The sequence below is a fragment of the Exiguobacterium aurantiacum genome (assembly GCF_001766415.1).
In the GTDB taxonomy this organism is placed as follows: Bacteria; Bacillota; Bacilli; order Exiguobacteriales; family Exiguobacteriaceae; genus Exiguobacterium; species Exiguobacterium aurantiacum_A.
On sequence record NZ_MKXO01000005.1, the window covers coordinates 65,869 to 83,186 of the forward strand.

The window sequence follows — 17,318 nt, forward strand, 5'->3', positions numbered from 1 at the left end:
TGCGTTTGTTAAGTTGTATTCATTGTATTATAACAGTTGTGTTTAAGTCAATTATAATCTATAACAGATTTTTCTGTTTGGATTTGCTAAAATGAAATTATACGAAATGAGGTGACACGGATGAAGGCACCACAATGCGAAACAATCGCCATCCAAAGTGAAGACGTGGCTGTATTGCAACAGGCGCTTGTGCGATTGGATGCGAACCGAGTCAGTCGGTTGTTTAAGGCGTTCGCTGATCCGACGAGACTGAAAGTGCTGTACGTCCTGACGCTCGAGCAAGAATTATGTGTCTGTGACGTCGCCGCCGTGATCGGACACTCGAACGCGACCGCGTCTCATCATTTACGGACGCTCCTCGATCAAGGGCTCGTAAAATATCGTAAAGATGGGAAAGTTGTTTATTACTCATTAGATGACGAGCACGTTCGCCTTCTCGTCGAAATCGCGATGGCGCACAGTGCCGAACAGCAATCAGGTCTTTGAGAAGTGTCTACTGCGACAACACAGTAGACACTTTTTTATATTGTATTCTCTTCCAATCAGCGTTACGATATATTCAAATAAACGTTTGAATGAAGTGGGAGGAAGAGCGATGGAATCACGTGACGTCTTACCAGTCGAAGGTATAACTTGTACAAATTGTGCGGCGAAGATCGAGAAAAGCGTCTCGGAGCAGACCGGTGTCGCATCCTGTCAAATCGACTTTGCGACGAGCCGGATGATCATCGAATGGATTGATCCGTCCGAGCGTGAAACAGCGCTCCGTTCAATTGAAGAGACGATGGGGCGGATTGAACCGGGCGCGCATTTCGTGAAAACTGATCAAATCGAGCAAGCATCGAACCACCTGTTGTGGCGCTTTGGTATCGCCCTCAGCCTGCTTGTGCTCGCTCTCTTGACTGAATCACTGCCGTTATACGTTGTTGCTTATGCGGTCGCCGGCTATGATGTCGTCTATGCGGCAGCACGAAACGTATGGCATCGCGAATGGTTCGATGAGAAGTTTTTAATGACGATTGCGACGATTGGAGCGTTCGCAATTCGAGAATATCCGGAAGCGGTCGCCGTCATGCTATTTTATCAACTCGGCGAATACTTCCAAGGACGAGCCGTCCACGCGTCGCGTCGGTCGATCCAGTCATTATTGAATATGAAACCGACGATGGCACGTGTGCTCGGTCCGGACGGTGAGTTCGAACGGCGTCCTGAAGATGTGGCAATCGGCTCGGTCATCATCGTCCGTGCCGGCGAACAAGTTCCGATGGACGGGAGCGTCGTGATCGGATCGAGTTCACTCGATACGGCATCATTGACGGGCGAATCGGTTCCCCGTCAAGTCGGACCGCACGATGAAGTGCTCGCCGGAATGGTCAATTTAGAAGGGCGGCTTGAAGTGCGCGTCATACGATCTGCGACGGAGTCGAGCTTGCAAAAGATGATTGCGCTTGTCGAACAGGCAAGCTCGAACAAAGCGAAGACAGAGCAGATGATCACACGCTTAGCCAGAGTGTATACGCCGATTGTCGTCGTTTTAGCAGCAATCGTTGCGTTCATCCCACCTCTTTTCGTTGGGAATTTAGAGGAGTGGGTGTATCGTGCCTTAATTTTCCTCGTCATCAGTTGCCCGTGCGCACTCGTCATTTCAATTCCGTTAGGTTATTTCGGCGGGATCGGGGCTGGTTCTAAACGAGGGATTTTGGTCAAAGGCGGCGAGTATTTAGACGTGCTCGCCGAAGTGAAGACGGTCATCTTTGACAAGACGGGAACGCTCACGACCGGTCGCTTTGAAGTGACGGACGTGACGACGAACGGAGACGTGACAGAAGCGGAGTTGTTAACGCTCGCTGCCCGTGTTGAGATGGCATCGACGCATCCGTTGGCAAAAGCAATCGTCGCGAAGGCGAGCAAGACGACCGCGTTTGCGAATATTACCGAAGACCCGGGCTACGGTCTGACAGCGACAGATAGCACGGATACAATCTATGTCGGAAGTGCCCGTTTCATGAGGAAGTTAGGACATTCGATTCAAGATGAACAAATGGGCACAAGCGTCCACGTCATGAGAAATGACCGCTGGCTCGGGCGGATTGAACTGATGGATGCGGTGAAAGAGGATGCCGCAGCAGCCATTGCCGCGCTAAAACGTCTCGGCTATCGGACGGTCATGTTGACAGGGGACCGGGATGAAGTTGCGACGTCGGTCGGTTTGAAAATCGGAATCGATGAAGTGAAAAGTGAGTTACTTCCCCATCAGAAAGTCGAGGAAGTGGAGAAGTTGGCCGCGCGAGGGAAAGTCGCGTTCGTAGGTGACGGTTTGAACGATGCGGCAGCGCTAGCCCGTGCGGACGTCGGACTCGTCATGGGTGGAATCGGGAGCGATGCCGCAGTGACGGCGGCAGACCTCGTGCTCATGAATGACGCACCGAGCGATGTCGTTGCGGCGATTGAGTTAAGTCAGCGGACGAAGCGGATCGTGTGGCAAAATATTGTCCTCGCATTCGGGATGAAGGCGCTGTTCCTCCTGCTCGGCGTGCTCGGACTCGCATCGATGTGGGAAGCGGTGTTCGCAGACGTCGGCGTCGCGTTGCTCGCGATCGGCAACGCGACTCGCTTGATCCGTTCCAACTAAAAAAACTTCAAGCGAGCTTGAAGTTTGGTGAATGCTTGAGACCGATCAGTTGTGATCGGTCTTTTTTTGACGTGTTTTGAAAATCATGAACATGAGGATGATGAGGATCGCTACGAGTAAGAAAACGATTGAGTACAGTGCTTGAATGACGATATCGATTTGATTTTGAGTGGATACGAGCTCTTTCCGGATATCGTTGTATTGCATCTGTTTCAAAGCTCTTAAATCTTCTAGTATCGTCTGCCGTTGATCGGTCATCGACTTGGCCGTCACCGTCGCCTGTTCGATGTCACCGCTCTCGTACATGACGAGGACGCGGTCGGCTTCTTGTTCCCAAATGCCGTCCCGATGCAGTAAGTCGAGGAATGAACTTGGCGTTCTCGGATCATTCTTGATAGATTCCTTCAACTCTTTCGTACGTTGGGACATGCTGTAATAGGCTTCTAAAAAGCGGCGGTCTTCATAGGCGAGGAGACCGCGGATAGCGTTGGCGCGTTCGATATTGTAGTACATGATTTCTTCAATTGCTTCATATGAATCGAACCGTTGCTCGTGAATGGTATCGATCTGGTCAGTCGTATTTCGCAGTTGAACGATGAAACTGGCGATGACGAGGACGATTAATACGGACAATGAGGCGAGCAGCAGCAGCCACTTTCGTTGGGACATGTTCATCCCTCCTTTATGAAGACAATCGTACAATATTTTTCGGGTTTCAGCATAAAATATTTTTTTGGGAAAGGAAAAACCGGGTAAAGAGTTAAATATATAATATGACGTTTCTTGTTATCGCTTACAATAGACGATGGAATGATTTCATTCATAAGGAGAGTAAATATGCCAGAGAACTCGTCGTTAAAAAAGTTACATCAGGTCTTGAAAACAAAACGGACCAATCTTCAATATGAAATCCCGACCTTGTGGAACCGGATGCGATTTCCGGCAGAACCCGTGCGCGACGGTGTCGAACGGGTGAACCCGTACGACTTTTTAATCGATACGATTGAACGAGGCATTCTTCCGCACGCTGTCAACGGGCGTGATTATCGTCAGTCGGTCGCACAAGCGGACGGGCACCTCGAGACAGGGGGAGACTGGATTAAGCGCTCCTCGGTCTACTCGATGCAAGTCCGGACCTCGACGTCGTGGGACCATGACGGGTCAGGCTACGTCGAGATGGACAACTCTCAAGGCATGAAAGATACCGGCACGTTCGTGAAAACGCTGGCTCTGTTGCCGCACTTGTTATACATGGGGATCGACACGTTATTTTTATTGCCGATCTCGCAGCACAGTCATAAAAATAAGAAAGGTGAGTTCGGTTCCCCATACGCTGTCCAAGATTTCTTTGCCATCGACGAAGAACTAAAAGAGACATTGACAGGGGACGGGTTGACGGTCGAGGAAGAGTTCGCCGCTTTCGTCGAGGCGTGTCATATGGTGGGCATTCGTGTCGTCATCGATGTCATTCCTCGCACGTGCGCCCGCGATAACCGTCTCATTTTAGAAAATCCGGAATGGTTCTACTGGATTCCGGTTGCGGAACTCGATTACTATCACCCGCCTCACGTACCGGGAATCGGAGAAAACGTGAAGCCTGAGTATGCATTCCTGCCGATGATCTATGGATCTGAGGACGTTTGGCACCATCTCCGCCGCTTCTCGATGGCGCCTAATCTTGTCGATGCTGCCAAGTGGGAGACGGTGAAAGCCTACTTGGTCGAACATCCGGACGAAAACTTACTTGCCGTCATCGAGCGTGAGTTCGGTTTGACGACCGCTCCGGCGTTCTCGGATTGTATCAACGATCCGCAACCGCCGTGGTCGGACGTCACATACTTCCGCCTGTTCCTCGACCACCCGACAGCAGCTGCACCTTATGTCGGCGAGGCGAGTCTGGCACCGTATATTTTGTTCGACTCGATCAAGTCGAACCAGTTCCGGGGTGACGAGATCAACGAGCCGCTTTGGGTGATGTTAGCCGACATCATCCCGCATTATCAACGCGAATATGGGATTGACGGTGCCCGAATCGACATGGGACACGCTTTGCCAGTCGATCTCGCCCAGCGCATTTTGACAGAGCCGCGTCAACTCGATTCGAACTTCAGTTTCATCGCCGAAGAACTGATCGAAGTCGGGGCTTGGTCGGCGCGTGACGCCGGCTACAATATGATCATCGGATACGGATTCTATAAAGAGCCGCGTTTTGACACGCATGACACCCATCAATTCATCTACGACTCACGTTTCTTGCCGTTGCCGGTATTTGCGGCTGGTGAGACAGCCGATACACGCCGGATTGCGACACGAGACGGTGGACGCCAGGCGAGTCGCTTGCTCACCGTACTGAACGGCTTCATGCCGAACGGGGTGCCATTGACGAACTCGGGGCTTGAACTGTATGAGACGCAGCCGATGAATACCGGTCTCGATTGCCGACCGGAAGAGGCGTATCAGTTGTTCCCGACCGATCCATATTTCGGGAAACTTGCTTTCTTCGACGCGTATCAGTTCCATTGGGATCATCCCGAGCGGACTGAAATGGTCGAACTCATGCATCAAGTGGCGGAAGTTCGCCGCCGTTGGCTCGATGTTCTCGTCGACCCGAGTCACTTTGAACCGCTCACGATGATGGATATGGGGGCGCCGTTCATCGGTCTGGCTTGGTTACGGGCAGATACGAACGAGACGTTGCTCATCATCGCCAACACGAATATGCAAGAGCACCTGCAAGGGAAGGTGCCGCTCGATGGGGTGCGTCGCCGGAACTGGAACGCGAGTCGTTTCGCCGAGATGGTGTACTCACCGAACTCATGGCCGTACGCCGAGCATTCGTTCGACGACAACTGGGACCTTTGGGTCGATTTGATGCCAGGCGAAGTCAAAATCTATGAAATGAAATAAGCAACGCCTCGGATCCGTAAGTGGATCCGAGGCGTTTGTCTGTTCAAGCGTTTTGTTTCATGTAATAGATGACGAACTCGTCGAGCGGCATCGGTTTCGCGTAACGATACCCTTGCATCGAATTGCAACCGATCCGCCGAAGGAACGTCTCTTGGTATTCGGTCTCGACGCCTTCAGCGACGAGAGCCATCCCAAGTTGTCGTGCCATGGCGACGATGGTCGCGGTCACGGTTTGATACTCGCGATTTTCTTCTAGCTGCATCGTGAACTCCCGCGGAATCTTTAACTCGTCAATCGGATAGCGGACGAGATAGGCGAGTGAGCTGTAGCCGGTCCCGAAATCGTCGATCGATAGTTTGATGCCGAGTGCCTTCAACTCGAGAATTCGATTTAAGACGCGGTCCGACTGGTGCGCCGCGACCGTTTCGGTCAACTCGAAGTTCAAGCGGCTCGGTTCGATCGGGAAGCGTTCGAACAACGTCGTCAAATAATCGATCAAGTGTTCATCGAACAATTGCCGGACCGACAAGTTGACCGATAGTTTCGGCAAATCGATGTCGCCTTGTTCAAACGCGTACATCAGTTGGAACGTCTCATGAATCATCCAACGACCGAGGTCATGAATATGACCGGTCTCTTCGGCAATCGGAATGAATTCGCTCGGCGGGATGAACTTGCCGTCGCGTTGCCAACGCATGAGTGCCTCGGCGCCGATGATCGCCTTCGTCGAGGCATCGACCTGTGGCTGGAGATAAAGTGAGATTTCACCTTTCTCGAGTGCCATATCAAGTCCTTCCATCAACAATTTCCGTTCTTCCTTGTCGACGCGAAGCGCAGGAGCGAAGATGACGGTCTCATCGCGTCCTTTGTCTTTTGCCTTATACATGGCCAAATCAGCGTTCGATAAGAGGTGCTTCAGCGTCGTGCCGTGCTCCGGATAACGGACGATTCCGATTGAAGCATGAATTTCGACGAGGTTCCCGGCCATGAAATAAGGAGGACGATAAACGAGACGACGTAAACGTTCAACGAGAATTTCATCATCATTGTGTTCGGCGACGACGATGAATTCATCGCCTCCAAGTCGTCCGGCATATTCGTTTGGCAACAAGGCGCTGCGTAGACGTTTACCGATGTGCTGCAGCAACTGATCACCCATATGATGGCCGAACTGGTCATTGATTTCTTTGAATCCGTCGAGGTCGGAGAACATGAGTGTGAACGGTCGGCCGTCCGCGATCAGGCGCTCGATCTGTTCTTGCAGCGCGTAACGGTTATGCAGCCCGGTCAAGCTATCGTGGTTAGCCTGATAAAGAATCTGTTCTTGCTGGACGATCATTTGCGTGATGTCTTTGACGATGGCATAGATGCCTTCGACTTCCCCATCAATGATCATCGGGATGTTCATCAATTGCCAAACGCGTGCCGAACCATCTTCTGTCATGACACTGACGTCTAATGTTTGCGGACGTCCGTTCGTAAGGTCACATAACACGTTCGTATAGGCGGATCGATCCGTTTGTTCGATGATGTCTAAAATATTTGATCCGATGAGCGTCTCGGTGTCATGACCGAGGACAGAGCTCCCTGCTTCGTTGACGGACAACACTTCGCCGTCAAGGTCGAACAAAAAGATGGGCTCTGCGTGATACGCGAACAGCGAGCGGTACTGTTGTTCACGGAGTTCGAGCTCGTGGGCTTTCGTCGTGACCGCGACTTCGAGGTCTGTATTGACGGTATGTAACCGATGGCTAATGAGTGCGTTCTGTTTGGCGACAACGAATTGACGGATGAGCAGTAGCAACACCGCGTTCGCAATCATCGAGTCGATGATCGAGGTGCCGAGCAGTCGATCCGAGGCGAGCATGTACAACATGACAATCGTACTGTAGATGACGTAATCAAACACAGAATCATGGGCGAGGACGTCTTCTGTCGATTCATCAAACAAATAACTGATTGAAATGATGAGAATGCTGATGACTTGAAGCAAATGGAGGAGCTCATGGCCGATACCGGTGAACAACTGCAACTCATTGATGATCGAGGCGGTTGTAAAACCGAGAATCCCGATGAGGAGCATCACGCGGAAGCCTTGCCCGGATGTCACGATGCGATTCAAATATAAGAAACCGAGCACCATGTAAAGGCTGATGAGCACCATCTGTTCTTCAAAGCCGTTCAAATTCGTGACATACTGGCCGCCGTTCTTTGTGTAAAAAAAGATATGCAACGCACCGACAATCAAAAAGCTGAGCAGTGCGAACACATCAAACGTACGCAACTTCAACGTTCTAATTTCAATCGATTGGGTGATGACGATGAGGGCCATGATCAAATAAAAGAAGTTTTGAATGAACAGCATCATGTCAATTGGCATCGCCGTGGTAAAGCGGTGTCCCACCAAATAAGCGATGAAACAGACGTTGCCAGCGCTAATGAGAAGATAGATATAGCGGCGCATCCCGTGATGGCGCAATACGGCACTCCCGCTTACCACGGTGGCGACGAGTGCGATGATCATAAAGTAGACGAACAAGCTCGTCTCCCTTAACGCATAAGGGCTGAATAAGATAACGAATAGACCGATAAAAAACGTCCCGAGGAGAAGAGCGGGGACTGATTGGCGCAAAGTGTGGCTAGACAACTTATGCACCTCCTTCTGTATATGTCTCTGAGGCTCATCCTTATTATCGGACCGTTCGGGTATTTATTACACAAAAAAATCGACAGCACGATGCTGTCGATCAAAGTGTATACGAATGTTCTTTAAAGTTACCGACAATCGAGTCGATTTCTGAGACAGTGACGAACGCCTCGGAATCAATGTCTGAGACGATTTGACGCAACTTTGGAATCTCATTGTTTTGAACGACGACATATAGCATTTTTTTCGCGTCGTTCGAATAGCCGCCGGTCGCGTCCATGATGGTGACCCCACGCTTCAAGTTTTGTTTGATGACTAAGTTGATCTCGTCCGCTTTTTTACAGATGATGAAACACTGTTTTTGGGCGGAGAAGAAGCGATGGATCGTCAACAGCGTCCGCGACCGGACAAAACTGAGGACGAGTGCGTACATGACCGCTTTAATATCGAACGTGATGAACACGAGAATGTAGACGATGATATCTTGGGTCAAAAAGATTTTCGGGAGCGATAAGTTGCGGTTGTTCATGAAGATGACTTTCCCCAAAATATCGAGCCCGCCTGTCGATGCCCCGGCAAATAACAAAAGTGCCAAACCGAGTCCTGAGACGATACCGCTGAAGACGGACGCGACGAGCGGATCGTCGAGTGGCGTCGGTGGAATGAGGACAGGCAGCGCATCGATTAAAATCGATGACAATATGACGACGAGTCCTGTCATGAGAATAAATCGTCTCCCGAGATATTTGATCCCGATGATGAAGAGCGGGATGTTTAGCACCAACTGGGTGAGTCCGATCGGTGTGCCGAACAGCTCGTTGACGATGAGCGTGATTCCGACAATCCCGCCGGATCCGATTTCATTCGGTTTGAGTAACAGACCGACAAAGATAGATTGTAGGATTGTTCCGGCGATGATAAAAAGGATAGTCTCGACAGCGATCCGTTTACGTGATTTTGCGTACATATGAGTGGCTAAGGCGCCATACGCCTCCTTTGAATGAACTCATGCAAGCGTACTCCGATGACGCCAGAATTTCAAGTCTTGAAAGATTATAACTCGTTATGGAAGCGGTCGATATCACTCGCTAGCTGTTCGTGGACGTAGTCGATGACTTGAGCGTCGTCAAACAGTCCGAGCGGGGCGTCGTCCGGAATCGCGTCGAACGGTGAGACGAAATAGAGCACGGCCGCGACGAGAGCGTGTTGCTTGTCGGGCTGCATCTCGAACTGGGCGTTGTAGACGGCACGTAGCATGTTGAGCAGTTGTTTCATTTGGAAGTATAGTGTGAGCTCCTCTTCCCGTTCGATGTCGCTGATTTCGTTTGAGGCGACGTCGACCGTGACTTTTGCTAGGGCGAGTTCTCCTTGGACTAATAAGTCACCTAGCTTTTCGTTCTCGGTGAATTCGGTTTGGGCGTTGTTTAAAAAGTGTGAATAAGTCGTTTTCCAATCTGACATGTTTTTCTCCTCCTTCTCTCTACAACTACTAATATGCCCGTTTTTGCGATTTGGTTGCAACTTTTCCGAAAATTTAAGAAAATAGAAGTAAGTGAAAAAGGAGGAACTGTACATATGTCTACTGTAACTTTACCGACCGAGGCAGAATTTGCCCGCTATGCCGAGCTTGCTGTCAAAAAAGGTGTCAACATTCAACCGGGTCAACAGCTCGAAGTCCGAGCCGATATTAGCCAAGCACCGCTCGTCCGCCAAATCGTGAAAGCGGCCTACGCGGCCGGGGCGAAACAAGTGTACGTCAACTGGAGCGATGAAGAGACGACGAAAGTGCGTTACTTCAACGCACCGACTGAAGCGTTCAAGGAGTTCCCAGAGTGGCTCAAAGCACGATTCGAGCAACTCGCGGAAGAGAAGACGGCATTCTTGTCGATCGTCAGCGACGATCCCGACGCGCTGAACGGTGTCGAATCATCACGCATCGCCGACTCGAACCGGGCGTCTGGTGTCGCGCTCGCGAAATGGCGTAAGTATGTCATGAGTGATAATGTCAGCTGGTCAATCGTGGCCGGTGCATCTGAAGCATGGGCGAAAAAAGTATTCCCAGACCGTGAAGATGCGGTTCCAGCCCTGTGGAGAGCGATTTTCGCAGCGACACGAATGGACCAAGACGATGTCGTTGCCGCCTGGGACGAGCACGATCAAGCGTTGCGCTCACGGGCGCAGCTGTTGACGGACAAGAAATACGCGAAACTTCACTACAAAGCACCAGGCACGGAATTGACGATCGGTCTTCCGAAGAAGCACGTCTTCCTCGGTGGTGGCGGTCCGAACATGGACGGCGTCGACTTCATCGCCAACATGCCGACGGAGGAAGTGTTCACGCTCGCCGATAAAGATGCGGTCGAAGGACACGTGTCGAGCACGAAGCCGCTCAGCTACAGCGGGAACTTGATCGACGGGTTCACGCTTTGGTTCGAAGGTGGAAAAGTCGTAAAAGCGGAAGCGAAACAAGGGCAGGCAGCACTCGATGAACTGTTGAACCTTGATGAAGGGGCACGCCGCATCGGAGAAGTCGCGCTCGTGCCGGACGATTCGCCGATCTCGAACTCGGGACTCCTCTTCTACAACACGTTGTTCGATGAGAACGCATCGTGCCACTTGGCGCTCGGTCGTGCCTACTCGACATGCCTTGAAGGCGGACCGACGATGTCGCCCGAAGAACTCGCTGAGAATGGCGCGAACGATTCGATGACACACGTCGACTTCATGATCGGTTCGGCCGAAATGAATATCGACGGTGAGCTCGAGGACGGAACACGCGAAGCGATCATGCGTGATGGGAACTGGGTCATCTAATAGAAAAAGATAGTTGAAAAGACGCAAAGGCGACCGTCTTTGCGTCTTTTCATGTCATGAGAGTTCATACAGAAATGCGAGCGCGTTCGGCAACCGACGCCGCCATGCAATCTCGTTGTGGACCGCCCCGGGCTCGACTTCGTAGCGGAAGGCGACGCCGGTCCGAGCGATCGTTTCGACGAGTCTCGCATTCGTGTATAAGTAGTCCTCGGGCGTGATCGGTCCGCTCGTCTCGTTCGTGCCGATATCCATATAGAGTCGGGCAGACAGGTCAGTTTGTTTCAGTTCGCGAATGAGCGAGTCGAGGTTGGACCAGGCGGCCGTCGACAGCGAACCGACACGACGGATTGCCGGATACGTCGCCATCATGTAGAGCGAGATGACGCCGCCCATCGAGCTGCCCATCACGCCGACGTCATCCGGGTCGGTCGCGTAGCGTGCGTCAATCCACGGCTTCAGCTCCTGCATGAGCCAGTCGGCATAGAGGCGCCCCTTGCCGCCGAGTGTCGGCCGAGTCTTAGCGAGCTCTGGCCCGATGCGTTTATAAAGCATCTCGTCTTCATAAAACGAATACTCGTCATAGCGGTCAAGCCAATCGGGGGCGCTCGCGATGGCGACAACCATGAGCGGCAGTTGCAAATCGTCGAGATGGCGGTCAATCGCCCAACCTTCCCCGATTGTCGCGGTCTTGCCGTCGAAGACGTTTTGGCCGTCATGCATATAGAGCACGGGCAACGCCTCGTCGGTACGAGCGAAGTCGGGACGGTAGACGCGGACGATTCGTTTTCGGCCGCGCATCGTCTCGGTCGGCAAGGTGAAACTAAACTGTTCGATCATACAATCATTCCTTCCTCTGACAATCTCTTCTCATTTTGGCGTTGTCCGTACAAAAACTCAATCCGGAAATTTGACTACCTACCGTTCGTTAGGTAAAGTAAGGGGAGATGAAAGGGGTAGATCGCATATGACCACGAAACAGCGCATTGAACAAGCTGCCAGACGCCGGTTCGCGCTTGAAGGATATGAAGGATTATCTTTGGCGGCGCTCGCCGAAGATGTCGGGATTAAGAAGGCGTCTTTATATGCGCACATCGACGGAAAAGAACAGCTGTTCAAACAAGTCGTCGAACAGATGGCCGAGCGTTACCAGGGAGCTTGGTCACAAGCGCGGGACGCGTCAAATGATGCGGCACCGCTCGAACGGATCGAGGCAATCGTTGAAGCGCTGATTCATTTCTTCGAAGAAGAAGAGACGTGGATGCTGACAAAACGAATGCTACTCGTACCGCCTCCTGAGCTGCGCACGTTCATCGAGACGACGATCGGGTCGGTCGAGACCGAGCTCCAAACGTTTGAGAAAGAGCAATTCCGTTTGGCGATGGAGCGTGGCGAGTTACCGGAACAATCGCTCGACGACGTATATGACGCGTACTATTGCTTTTTGGACGGGGCGTTGCTTTCACTCTTTTCGTTTGCAACGAATCGAGCGCAACGACAGCATGCAGCATTTAAAATTTTCAAGAGAGGAGTCGGGTGGACATGAAAAAGGAACAAATGGCTTGGTTGTGGCTCGTGCTCGCCGGACTTCTTGAAATTGTTTGGGCGACGACGATGAAATTGTCGAACGGGTTTACCGTGTTAGGACCGACCGTCGTGACCATCGTGTTATTGATTGTCAGTTTTGGCTTGTTGGCGATGTCGTTCCGTGTGTTGCCAGCTGGCACCGGGTACGCCGTTTTTACGGGTATTGGCGCCGTCGGGACGGTCATCGTTGGAAATATTTTGTTTGATGAGACGATGACGGGAATGAAGCTGTTGTTTATCGCGACGCTCCTCATCGGGGTGGTCGGTTTGAAGCAAGTGACAGGAGGTGAATCGGCATGAGTTGGACATTTTTAATCGGGGCTGGGCTCGCTGAGATGCTTGCTGTTTTCTTCATGGGGAAATCAAAAGGCTATCAGATTTTAAAATGGTCGCTTCTTTCGATCACGACGTTCGCACTAAGTTTCTATTTGTTGTCACGTTCCCTCGAGACGCTGCCGCTCGGGCTCGCTTACTCGATTTGGGTCGGGATCGGCGCGGCGGGCGGAGTGATTCTCGGTATGTTGTACTTGAACGAGTCGAGGGATCGCTGGCGTATCTTCTTTTTAATTCTCATTATCGGGAGCGTTATCGGATTGAAAGTCGTGGCGTGAATAGGATTGAAACGAGATGAAAACGGGAATCGAATAGTTCAGACTGTGAACGAAAGGGGCGGGAAAGATGAATCTTGTCGAGTTGCAATCAGAACGTCTACGGCTTGAACATTACACGATCTCCGATTTCTATTTCGTAAAATCGCTACTCCAAGATCCGCGAGTGATGCGTTTCATCAGTCCGGACGGCAAGCCATATACGGATGAACAGACAATCGAATGGTTCGAGAGACAATTGGTCCGCTATACGACGGGCCGACAGACCGGACTCCTCAAGCTGATGACACATCACAGCGATGAGCCGATCGGCCATGCCGGGACGCTCTTGCATGAACTTGATGGCAACATCGAGCTCGAGGTCGGTTATTGGCTGGCACCAAAGCACTGGCACATGGGCTACGGCCGGGAAGCGGCCGCGCGTCTCATGCAGCATGCGTTCGAGGAAGGCGAGAAAGACATCATCTCGCTCATCCACCCAGACAACGTGCCGTCACAACGAGTCGCGAAAGCGAACGGATTGCATTGGGACCGTGACACCGAACACGGAGGCATGATCGTGTCCGTGTATGCCGGCGATTTGGAACGTCTATGCCGTCACATGAAGCGGGAAGAAATGACGCGGTGAAAAAAATAAAAAAAGTTTTAAAAAACAGTTGCCAAGGCATTAGTTTCTTGATATATTAATAGTGTCCTAAAGAGAGGACACGACCTGATTCTGTAGCTCAGCTGGGAGAGCGCTACCTTGACAGGGTAGAGGTCGCTGGTTCGAGCCCAGTCAGAATCACTTGGGTGCCAAACCCGATGCGAAACCCATAGGAACGTGGGTTTCCGCGCAGCCACTTCTTACGAGAAGTGGCTTTTTTTGTGTATTCTTTTAATTGACAGCCCACATAAACAGTTGGTATATTCCTCTCAATACATACAGAAACGGGGAATTATACGATGGTATTAACCGGAACAATCGTCAATGCGGCCTTGATCGTGGTCGGCACATTACTCGGGTTGTTGTTTCACCGAATCCCCGAGCGGATGAAAGAGACGGTCACGGCTGCCATCGGTCTCGCCGTCGTCTTGCTTGGCGTGCAGATGGGCATGAAGAGTGAGAACTTTTTAATCGTCATCGGCAGTCTCGTTATCGGAGCCGCACTTGGCGAATGGTGGAAGCTCGACGAGAAGTTGAACGAGATCGGCTATCAGTTAGAACGGCGTCTCGGTGGAAAAAGTAAGTCGAGCATCGCGGAAGGCTTCATCACGGCGACGCTCATCTTTGTGATCGGGGCGATGGCCGTCATCGGGGCGCTCGACAGCGGCCTGCGCGGGGACCATGACGTCCTCTATACAAAAGGGTTGATTGACGGTTTCACGGCGCTTGTGCTCAGTTCGACGCTCGGCATCGGCGTCATGTTCTCGGCCGTACCGGTCTTGTTGTACCAAGGAGCGATCGCGTTGCTCGCCATCCAGATCATGAAGTTTATTCCGGAGTCGCTCATGGATGACTTTATTTTGGAGATGACGGCGACCGGGGGCGTCATGATCGTCGCCATCGGGTTGAACCTGGTCGGGATCACCCGGATTCGTGTCGCCAACTTGCTGCCCGGTATTTTGATGGTCGCGATCATTGTCACCACGCTACATATCTTTCAATGAAAAAACGGACTAGCGCGAAAAAATGCGCTAGTCCGTTTTTCATTGATGATAACTTTTTTTATCAGCATGTAAGGCTTCCGCAATGATTTTATCCCAGTCTGCGGCATCACAGGATGTCGTACAAGTCGGTGCGATTTCGCACGTGGCGCATTTACCGGCTTTTGCTTTACGGGTGTAGCGATAGAGCGAATAGGCGGCGTACCCGAATACGGCAAGACCGATCAGTAAATCAAATAAGAACATATGATTTCCTCCTTGTTAAGACAATCCGAACAGACGACCGATTTGATAGATCATCAGTGATACGACGTACGCAACACCAAGCCCATAAAGGCTAGCGACCCACGTCAACTTGGCACTTCCCACCTCGCGCCGAATGACGGCGACGGTCGCTAGACAAGGGACGTACAAGAGGACGAACGCCATGAAGCTATATGCGCTCAACGGCGTAAACACGGGAAGCAACGAAGCGGACAAGTCAGATTCGCTGACCGCATAAATGATCGCCATCGTCGATACGACGACTTCTTTCGCCAAAAAACCTGTGATGAGCGAAGCACCGGCCTGCCACGTCCCGAAACCGAGTGGAACCAACAACGTCGCAACGACCCCGCCGACCATAGCGAGAAAACTCTCATTCATCGGGACGTCCATTCCGGCTGGACCGGAATAGGCGAGTAACCAAATGAAGACGGAACCGCCAAAGATGAACGTACCTGCTTTTCGGACGAACCCTTTCGCTTTTTGCCACGTGCTGCGCCAAAGCGTCAACCCTTGGGGGACACGGTATGGAGGCTGTTCGACGATAAAGAGGCTGTTCCGATCTTCCGCCGCCAATACGGACGTGAATATTTTCGCGGCAATCAACGCCAGGACGATCCCGAGCATATAGAGCGATAAGACGACGAGCGCTTGGTTTGATGCGAAAAAACTGGCAGCGAAGACGGCATAGATCGGCAGACGCGCCGAGCACGACATGAACGGCGAAATAAAAATCGTGACGAGCCGCTCCCGTTCTTCCTCGACCGTCCGTGCCGCCATAATACCTGGGACGTTACAACCAAATCCAATGATCATCGGAATGAAACTTTTCCCGTTCAGTCCGACGAGTTGCATAAATCGGTCCATGACAATGGCGACACGCGCCATATAGCCAGAGTCCTCTAAAAACGAGATAAAGAAAAAGAGCACGAAAATCTGTGGGACGAAGACGAGGACACCGCCGACACCGGCAATCACCCCATCAATCAGCAACGCCTGGATGAAAGAAGAGGTCCCGAGCAGTTGTAACAACGAGCTCGTTCCGGACGTGACCGGACCCGACAGAAATCCATCCAACAGATCGGACAACGGGGCACCGATCCAGTTGAACGTGATGTGGAACAAGGCGTAAAGTACTGTAAAGAAAATGGGTAAGCCCCAGATCGGATGTGTCACGACGGCATCGATGCGGTCAGTGACCGTGGCTTGTTGTGCGCCTTGCTGATCGACGACGTGGTGGCGAACGTCTTTCGTCCAGTCGCGTCTGCGTTCTGTAATGTGGGCGTGGGCGAAGCGTCCGAGTTTTACTTCTAACGCTTTACGAATTTCATTGACGGTTGGCGTCGAAGACTCGAGCTGTTCTGAAATGACGCGATTTCCGGCCAAGTATTGAATGGCGACCCAGCGATCGCGCTCACCAAGTCCCGTCGCTTCAAGAATTTGTTGAATCGCCTGTTCGGTCTCTTCCCCGTAATCGAGTACGAAAGGTTCGCGAGGGGTCGTTCGCAGGGAGGACAGGAGAACTTCACAGCCGGCGCCTGTGCGCGCTGTGATCGGAAACACATCCACGTCCAAACGTTCTTTCAGACGCTCTAAATTGATGTGGATGCCTCGGCCTTCAGCGACATCGACCATGTTCAGACCGATTTGAAGCGGGCGGCCCATTTCGAGCAGTTGGAGCGTTAGTTGTAAGTTACGTTCGAACTGCGAGGCATCGATGATGTTGAACATCCCATCGAACGGTTCCTGCAACAAGAATCGTGAGACGATTGCTTCGTCAGCCGATAGCGGGTCTAAATCATAGACACCGGGCAAGTCGATCAACTGTCCGATGTTTCCATGCAGCTGCCCGATTTTCTGTTCGATCGTGACACCGGCCCAGTTACCGACGTGGGCGAAGGAGCCCGTTAATCGGTTAAATAAAGACGTTTTTCCGGTGTTCGGGTTTCCGATTAGGGCAATCCGTTGCGTCACGGGACGATCACCCCAATCTGTTCAGCGTCACAGCGACGGATGGCAATCATTTGTTGATGTTCGATTTGTTCAATCGTGAGTGGTCCGGAAAAGATGGCCCGACGTTTAATTCGTACGGAACAGCCCTCATAAAATCCTAAGGCAATCATGCGACGCCGCAAGCGGTCATCGATTCTCGTTAAATCGGATATGAGCACTGGTTGATGTAGCGGCATGGCAAGTAATGAACTCATTAAGATCT

Annotated in this window: 17 protein-coding genes and 1 tRNA gene; 10 read left to right on the forward strand and 8 right to left on the reverse strand. The window is 51.7% G+C overall.

Annotated elements, in window-relative coordinates; all coding sequences use genetic code 11:
• Positions 1-120 precede the first annotated feature (120 nt).
• On the forward strand, positions 121-486 hold the full coding sequence (locus tag BJU60_RS10620; RefSeq protein ID WP_070328849.1) for an ArsR/SmtB family transcription factor: 366 nt from the start codon (positions 121-123) through the stop codon (positions 484-486).
• A gap of 109 nt (positions 487-595) precedes the next feature.
• The gene (locus BJU60_RS10625; RefSeq protein ID WP_070328850.1) at positions 596-2,632 is read left to right on the forward strand and encodes a heavy metal translocating P-type ATPase; all 2,037 of its coding nucleotides are present in this window, start codon (positions 596-598) and stop codon (positions 2,630-2,632) included.
• A gap of 45 nt (positions 2,633-2,677) precedes the next feature.
• Here the strand turns inward: BJU60_RS10625 and BJU60_RS10630 are convergent, their stop codons facing one another.
• Positions 2,678-3,301 (reverse strand): hypothetical protein, encoded by a 624-nt coding sequence (locus BJU60_RS10630; protein WP_254281690.1) that lies wholly within the window; start codon positions 3,299-3,301, stop codon positions 2,678-2,680.
• A 261-nt stretch (positions 3,302-3,562) separates the two neighbouring features.
• Between BJU60_RS10630 and BJU60_RS10635 the strand changes: the two genes are divergently transcribed.
• Positions 3,563-5,539: an alpha-amylase gene (locus BJU60_RS10635; protein WP_254281691.1), complete on the forward strand. Its 1,977-nt coding sequence runs from the start codon at positions 3,563-3,565 to the stop codon at positions 5,537-5,539.
• A gap of 43 nt (positions 5,540-5,582) precedes the next feature.
• Here the strand turns inward: BJU60_RS10635 and BJU60_RS10640 are convergent, their stop codons facing one another.
• The 3 genes from BJU60_RS10640 to BJU60_RS10650 all read right to left on the reverse strand — a co-directional run bounded on the left by BJU60_RS10640 (position 5,583) and on the right by BJU60_RS10650 (position 9,647).
• The gene (locus BJU60_RS10640; protein WP_254281692.1) at positions 5,583-8,186 is read right to left on the reverse strand and encodes a putative bifunctional diguanylate cyclase/phosphodiesterase; all 2,604 of its coding nucleotides are present in this window, start codon (positions 8,184-8,186) and stop codon (positions 5,583-5,585) included.
• A 100-nt stretch (positions 8,187-8,286) separates the two neighbouring features.
• Positions 8,287-9,153: a YitT family protein gene (locus BJU60_RS10645; RefSeq protein ID WP_070328853.1), complete on the reverse strand. Its 867-nt coding sequence runs from the start codon at positions 9,151-9,153 to the stop codon at positions 8,287-8,289.
• Positions 9,154-9,239: 86 nt separating this feature from the next.
• Positions 9,240-9,647, reverse strand: coding sequence for a YkvA family protein (locus BJU60_RS10650; RefSeq protein ID WP_070328854.1), 408 nt, complete (start codon positions 9,645-9,647; stop codon positions 9,240-9,242).
• A gap of 114 nt (positions 9,648-9,761) precedes the next feature.
• Between BJU60_RS10650 and BJU60_RS10655 the strand changes: the two genes are divergently transcribed.
• A complete protein-coding gene (locus BJU60_RS10655) occupies positions 9,762-11,000 on the forward strand; it encodes an aminopeptidase (protein ID WP_070328855.1) in 1,239 nt (412 codons plus the stop codon).
• 54 nt (positions 11,001-11,054) lie between these two features.
• Here the strand turns inward: BJU60_RS10655 and BJU60_RS10660 are convergent, their stop codons facing one another.
• Complete coding sequence (locus BJU60_RS10660) at positions 11,055-11,837, reverse strand: alpha/beta hydrolase (RefSeq protein ID WP_070328856.1); 783 nt, start codon at positions 11,835-11,837, stop codon at positions 11,055-11,057.
• 127 nt (positions 11,838-11,964) lie between these two features.
• Here BJU60_RS10660 and BJU60_RS10665 point away from each other — a divergent pair, with 127 nt between their 5' ends.
• From BJU60_RS10665 to BJU60_RS10690, 6 genes are all read left to right on the forward strand, one after another.
• Positions 11,965-12,543, forward strand: a complete 579-nt coding sequence (locus BJU60_RS10665; protein WP_070328857.1) for a TetR/AcrR family transcriptional regulator — start codon at positions 11,965-11,967, stop codon at positions 12,541-12,543.
• A gap of 11 nt (positions 12,544-12,554) precedes the next feature.
• Positions 12,555-12,884: a DMT family transporter gene (locus BJU60_RS10670; RefSeq protein ID WP_070328974.1), complete on the forward strand. Its 330-nt coding sequence runs from the start codon at positions 12,555-12,557 to the stop codon at positions 12,882-12,884.
• Complete coding sequence (locus BJU60_RS10675) at positions 12,881-13,195, forward strand: DMT family transporter (protein WP_070328858.1); 315 nt, start codon at positions 12,881-12,883, stop codon at positions 13,193-13,195. Before BJU60_RS10670 ends, BJU60_RS10675 begins: the two co-directional genes overlap by 4 nt.
• A gap of 67 nt (positions 13,196-13,262) precedes the next feature.
• A complete protein-coding gene (locus BJU60_RS10680) occupies positions 13,263-13,820 on the forward strand; it encodes a GNAT family N-acetyltransferase (RefSeq protein WP_083274112.1) in 558 nt (185 codons plus the stop codon).
• A gap of 86 nt (positions 13,821-13,906) precedes the next feature.
• A tRNA-Val gene (locus BJU60_RS10685) sits at positions 13,907-13,979 on the forward strand.
• Positions 13,980-14,137: 158 nt separating this feature from the next.
• On the forward strand, positions 14,138-14,842 hold the full coding sequence (locus tag BJU60_RS10690; RefSeq protein ID WP_070328859.1) for a DUF554 domain-containing protein: 705 nt from the start codon (positions 14,138-14,140) through the stop codon (positions 14,840-14,842).
• Between the two features lie 39 nt (positions 14,843-14,881).
• On the opposite strand, the gene BJU60_RS10695 is transcribed toward BJU60_RS10690, so the two are convergent.
• The 3 genes from BJU60_RS10695 to BJU60_RS10705 are packed head-to-tail and all read right to left on the reverse strand — an operon-like array spanning position 14,882 to position 17,310.
• Complete coding sequence (locus tag BJU60_RS10695; protein ID WP_070328860.1) at positions 14,882-15,085, reverse strand: FeoB-associated Cys-rich membrane protein; 204 nt, start codon at positions 15,083-15,085, stop codon at positions 14,882-14,884.
• 15 nt (positions 15,086-15,100) lie between these two features.
• Positions 15,101-17,077 (reverse strand): ferrous iron transport protein B, encoded by a 1,977-nt coding sequence (gene feoB, locus BJU60_RS10700; RefSeq protein WP_070328861.1) that lies wholly within the window; start codon positions 17,075-17,077, stop codon positions 15,101-15,103.
• Complete coding sequence (locus BJU60_RS10705) at positions 17,074-17,310, reverse strand: FeoA family protein (protein WP_070328862.1); 237 nt, start codon at positions 17,308-17,310, stop codon at positions 17,074-17,076. The genes feoB and BJU60_RS10705 overlap by 4 nt, the downstream gene beginning before the upstream one ends.
• Positions 17,311-17,318: the final 8 nt, after the last annotated feature.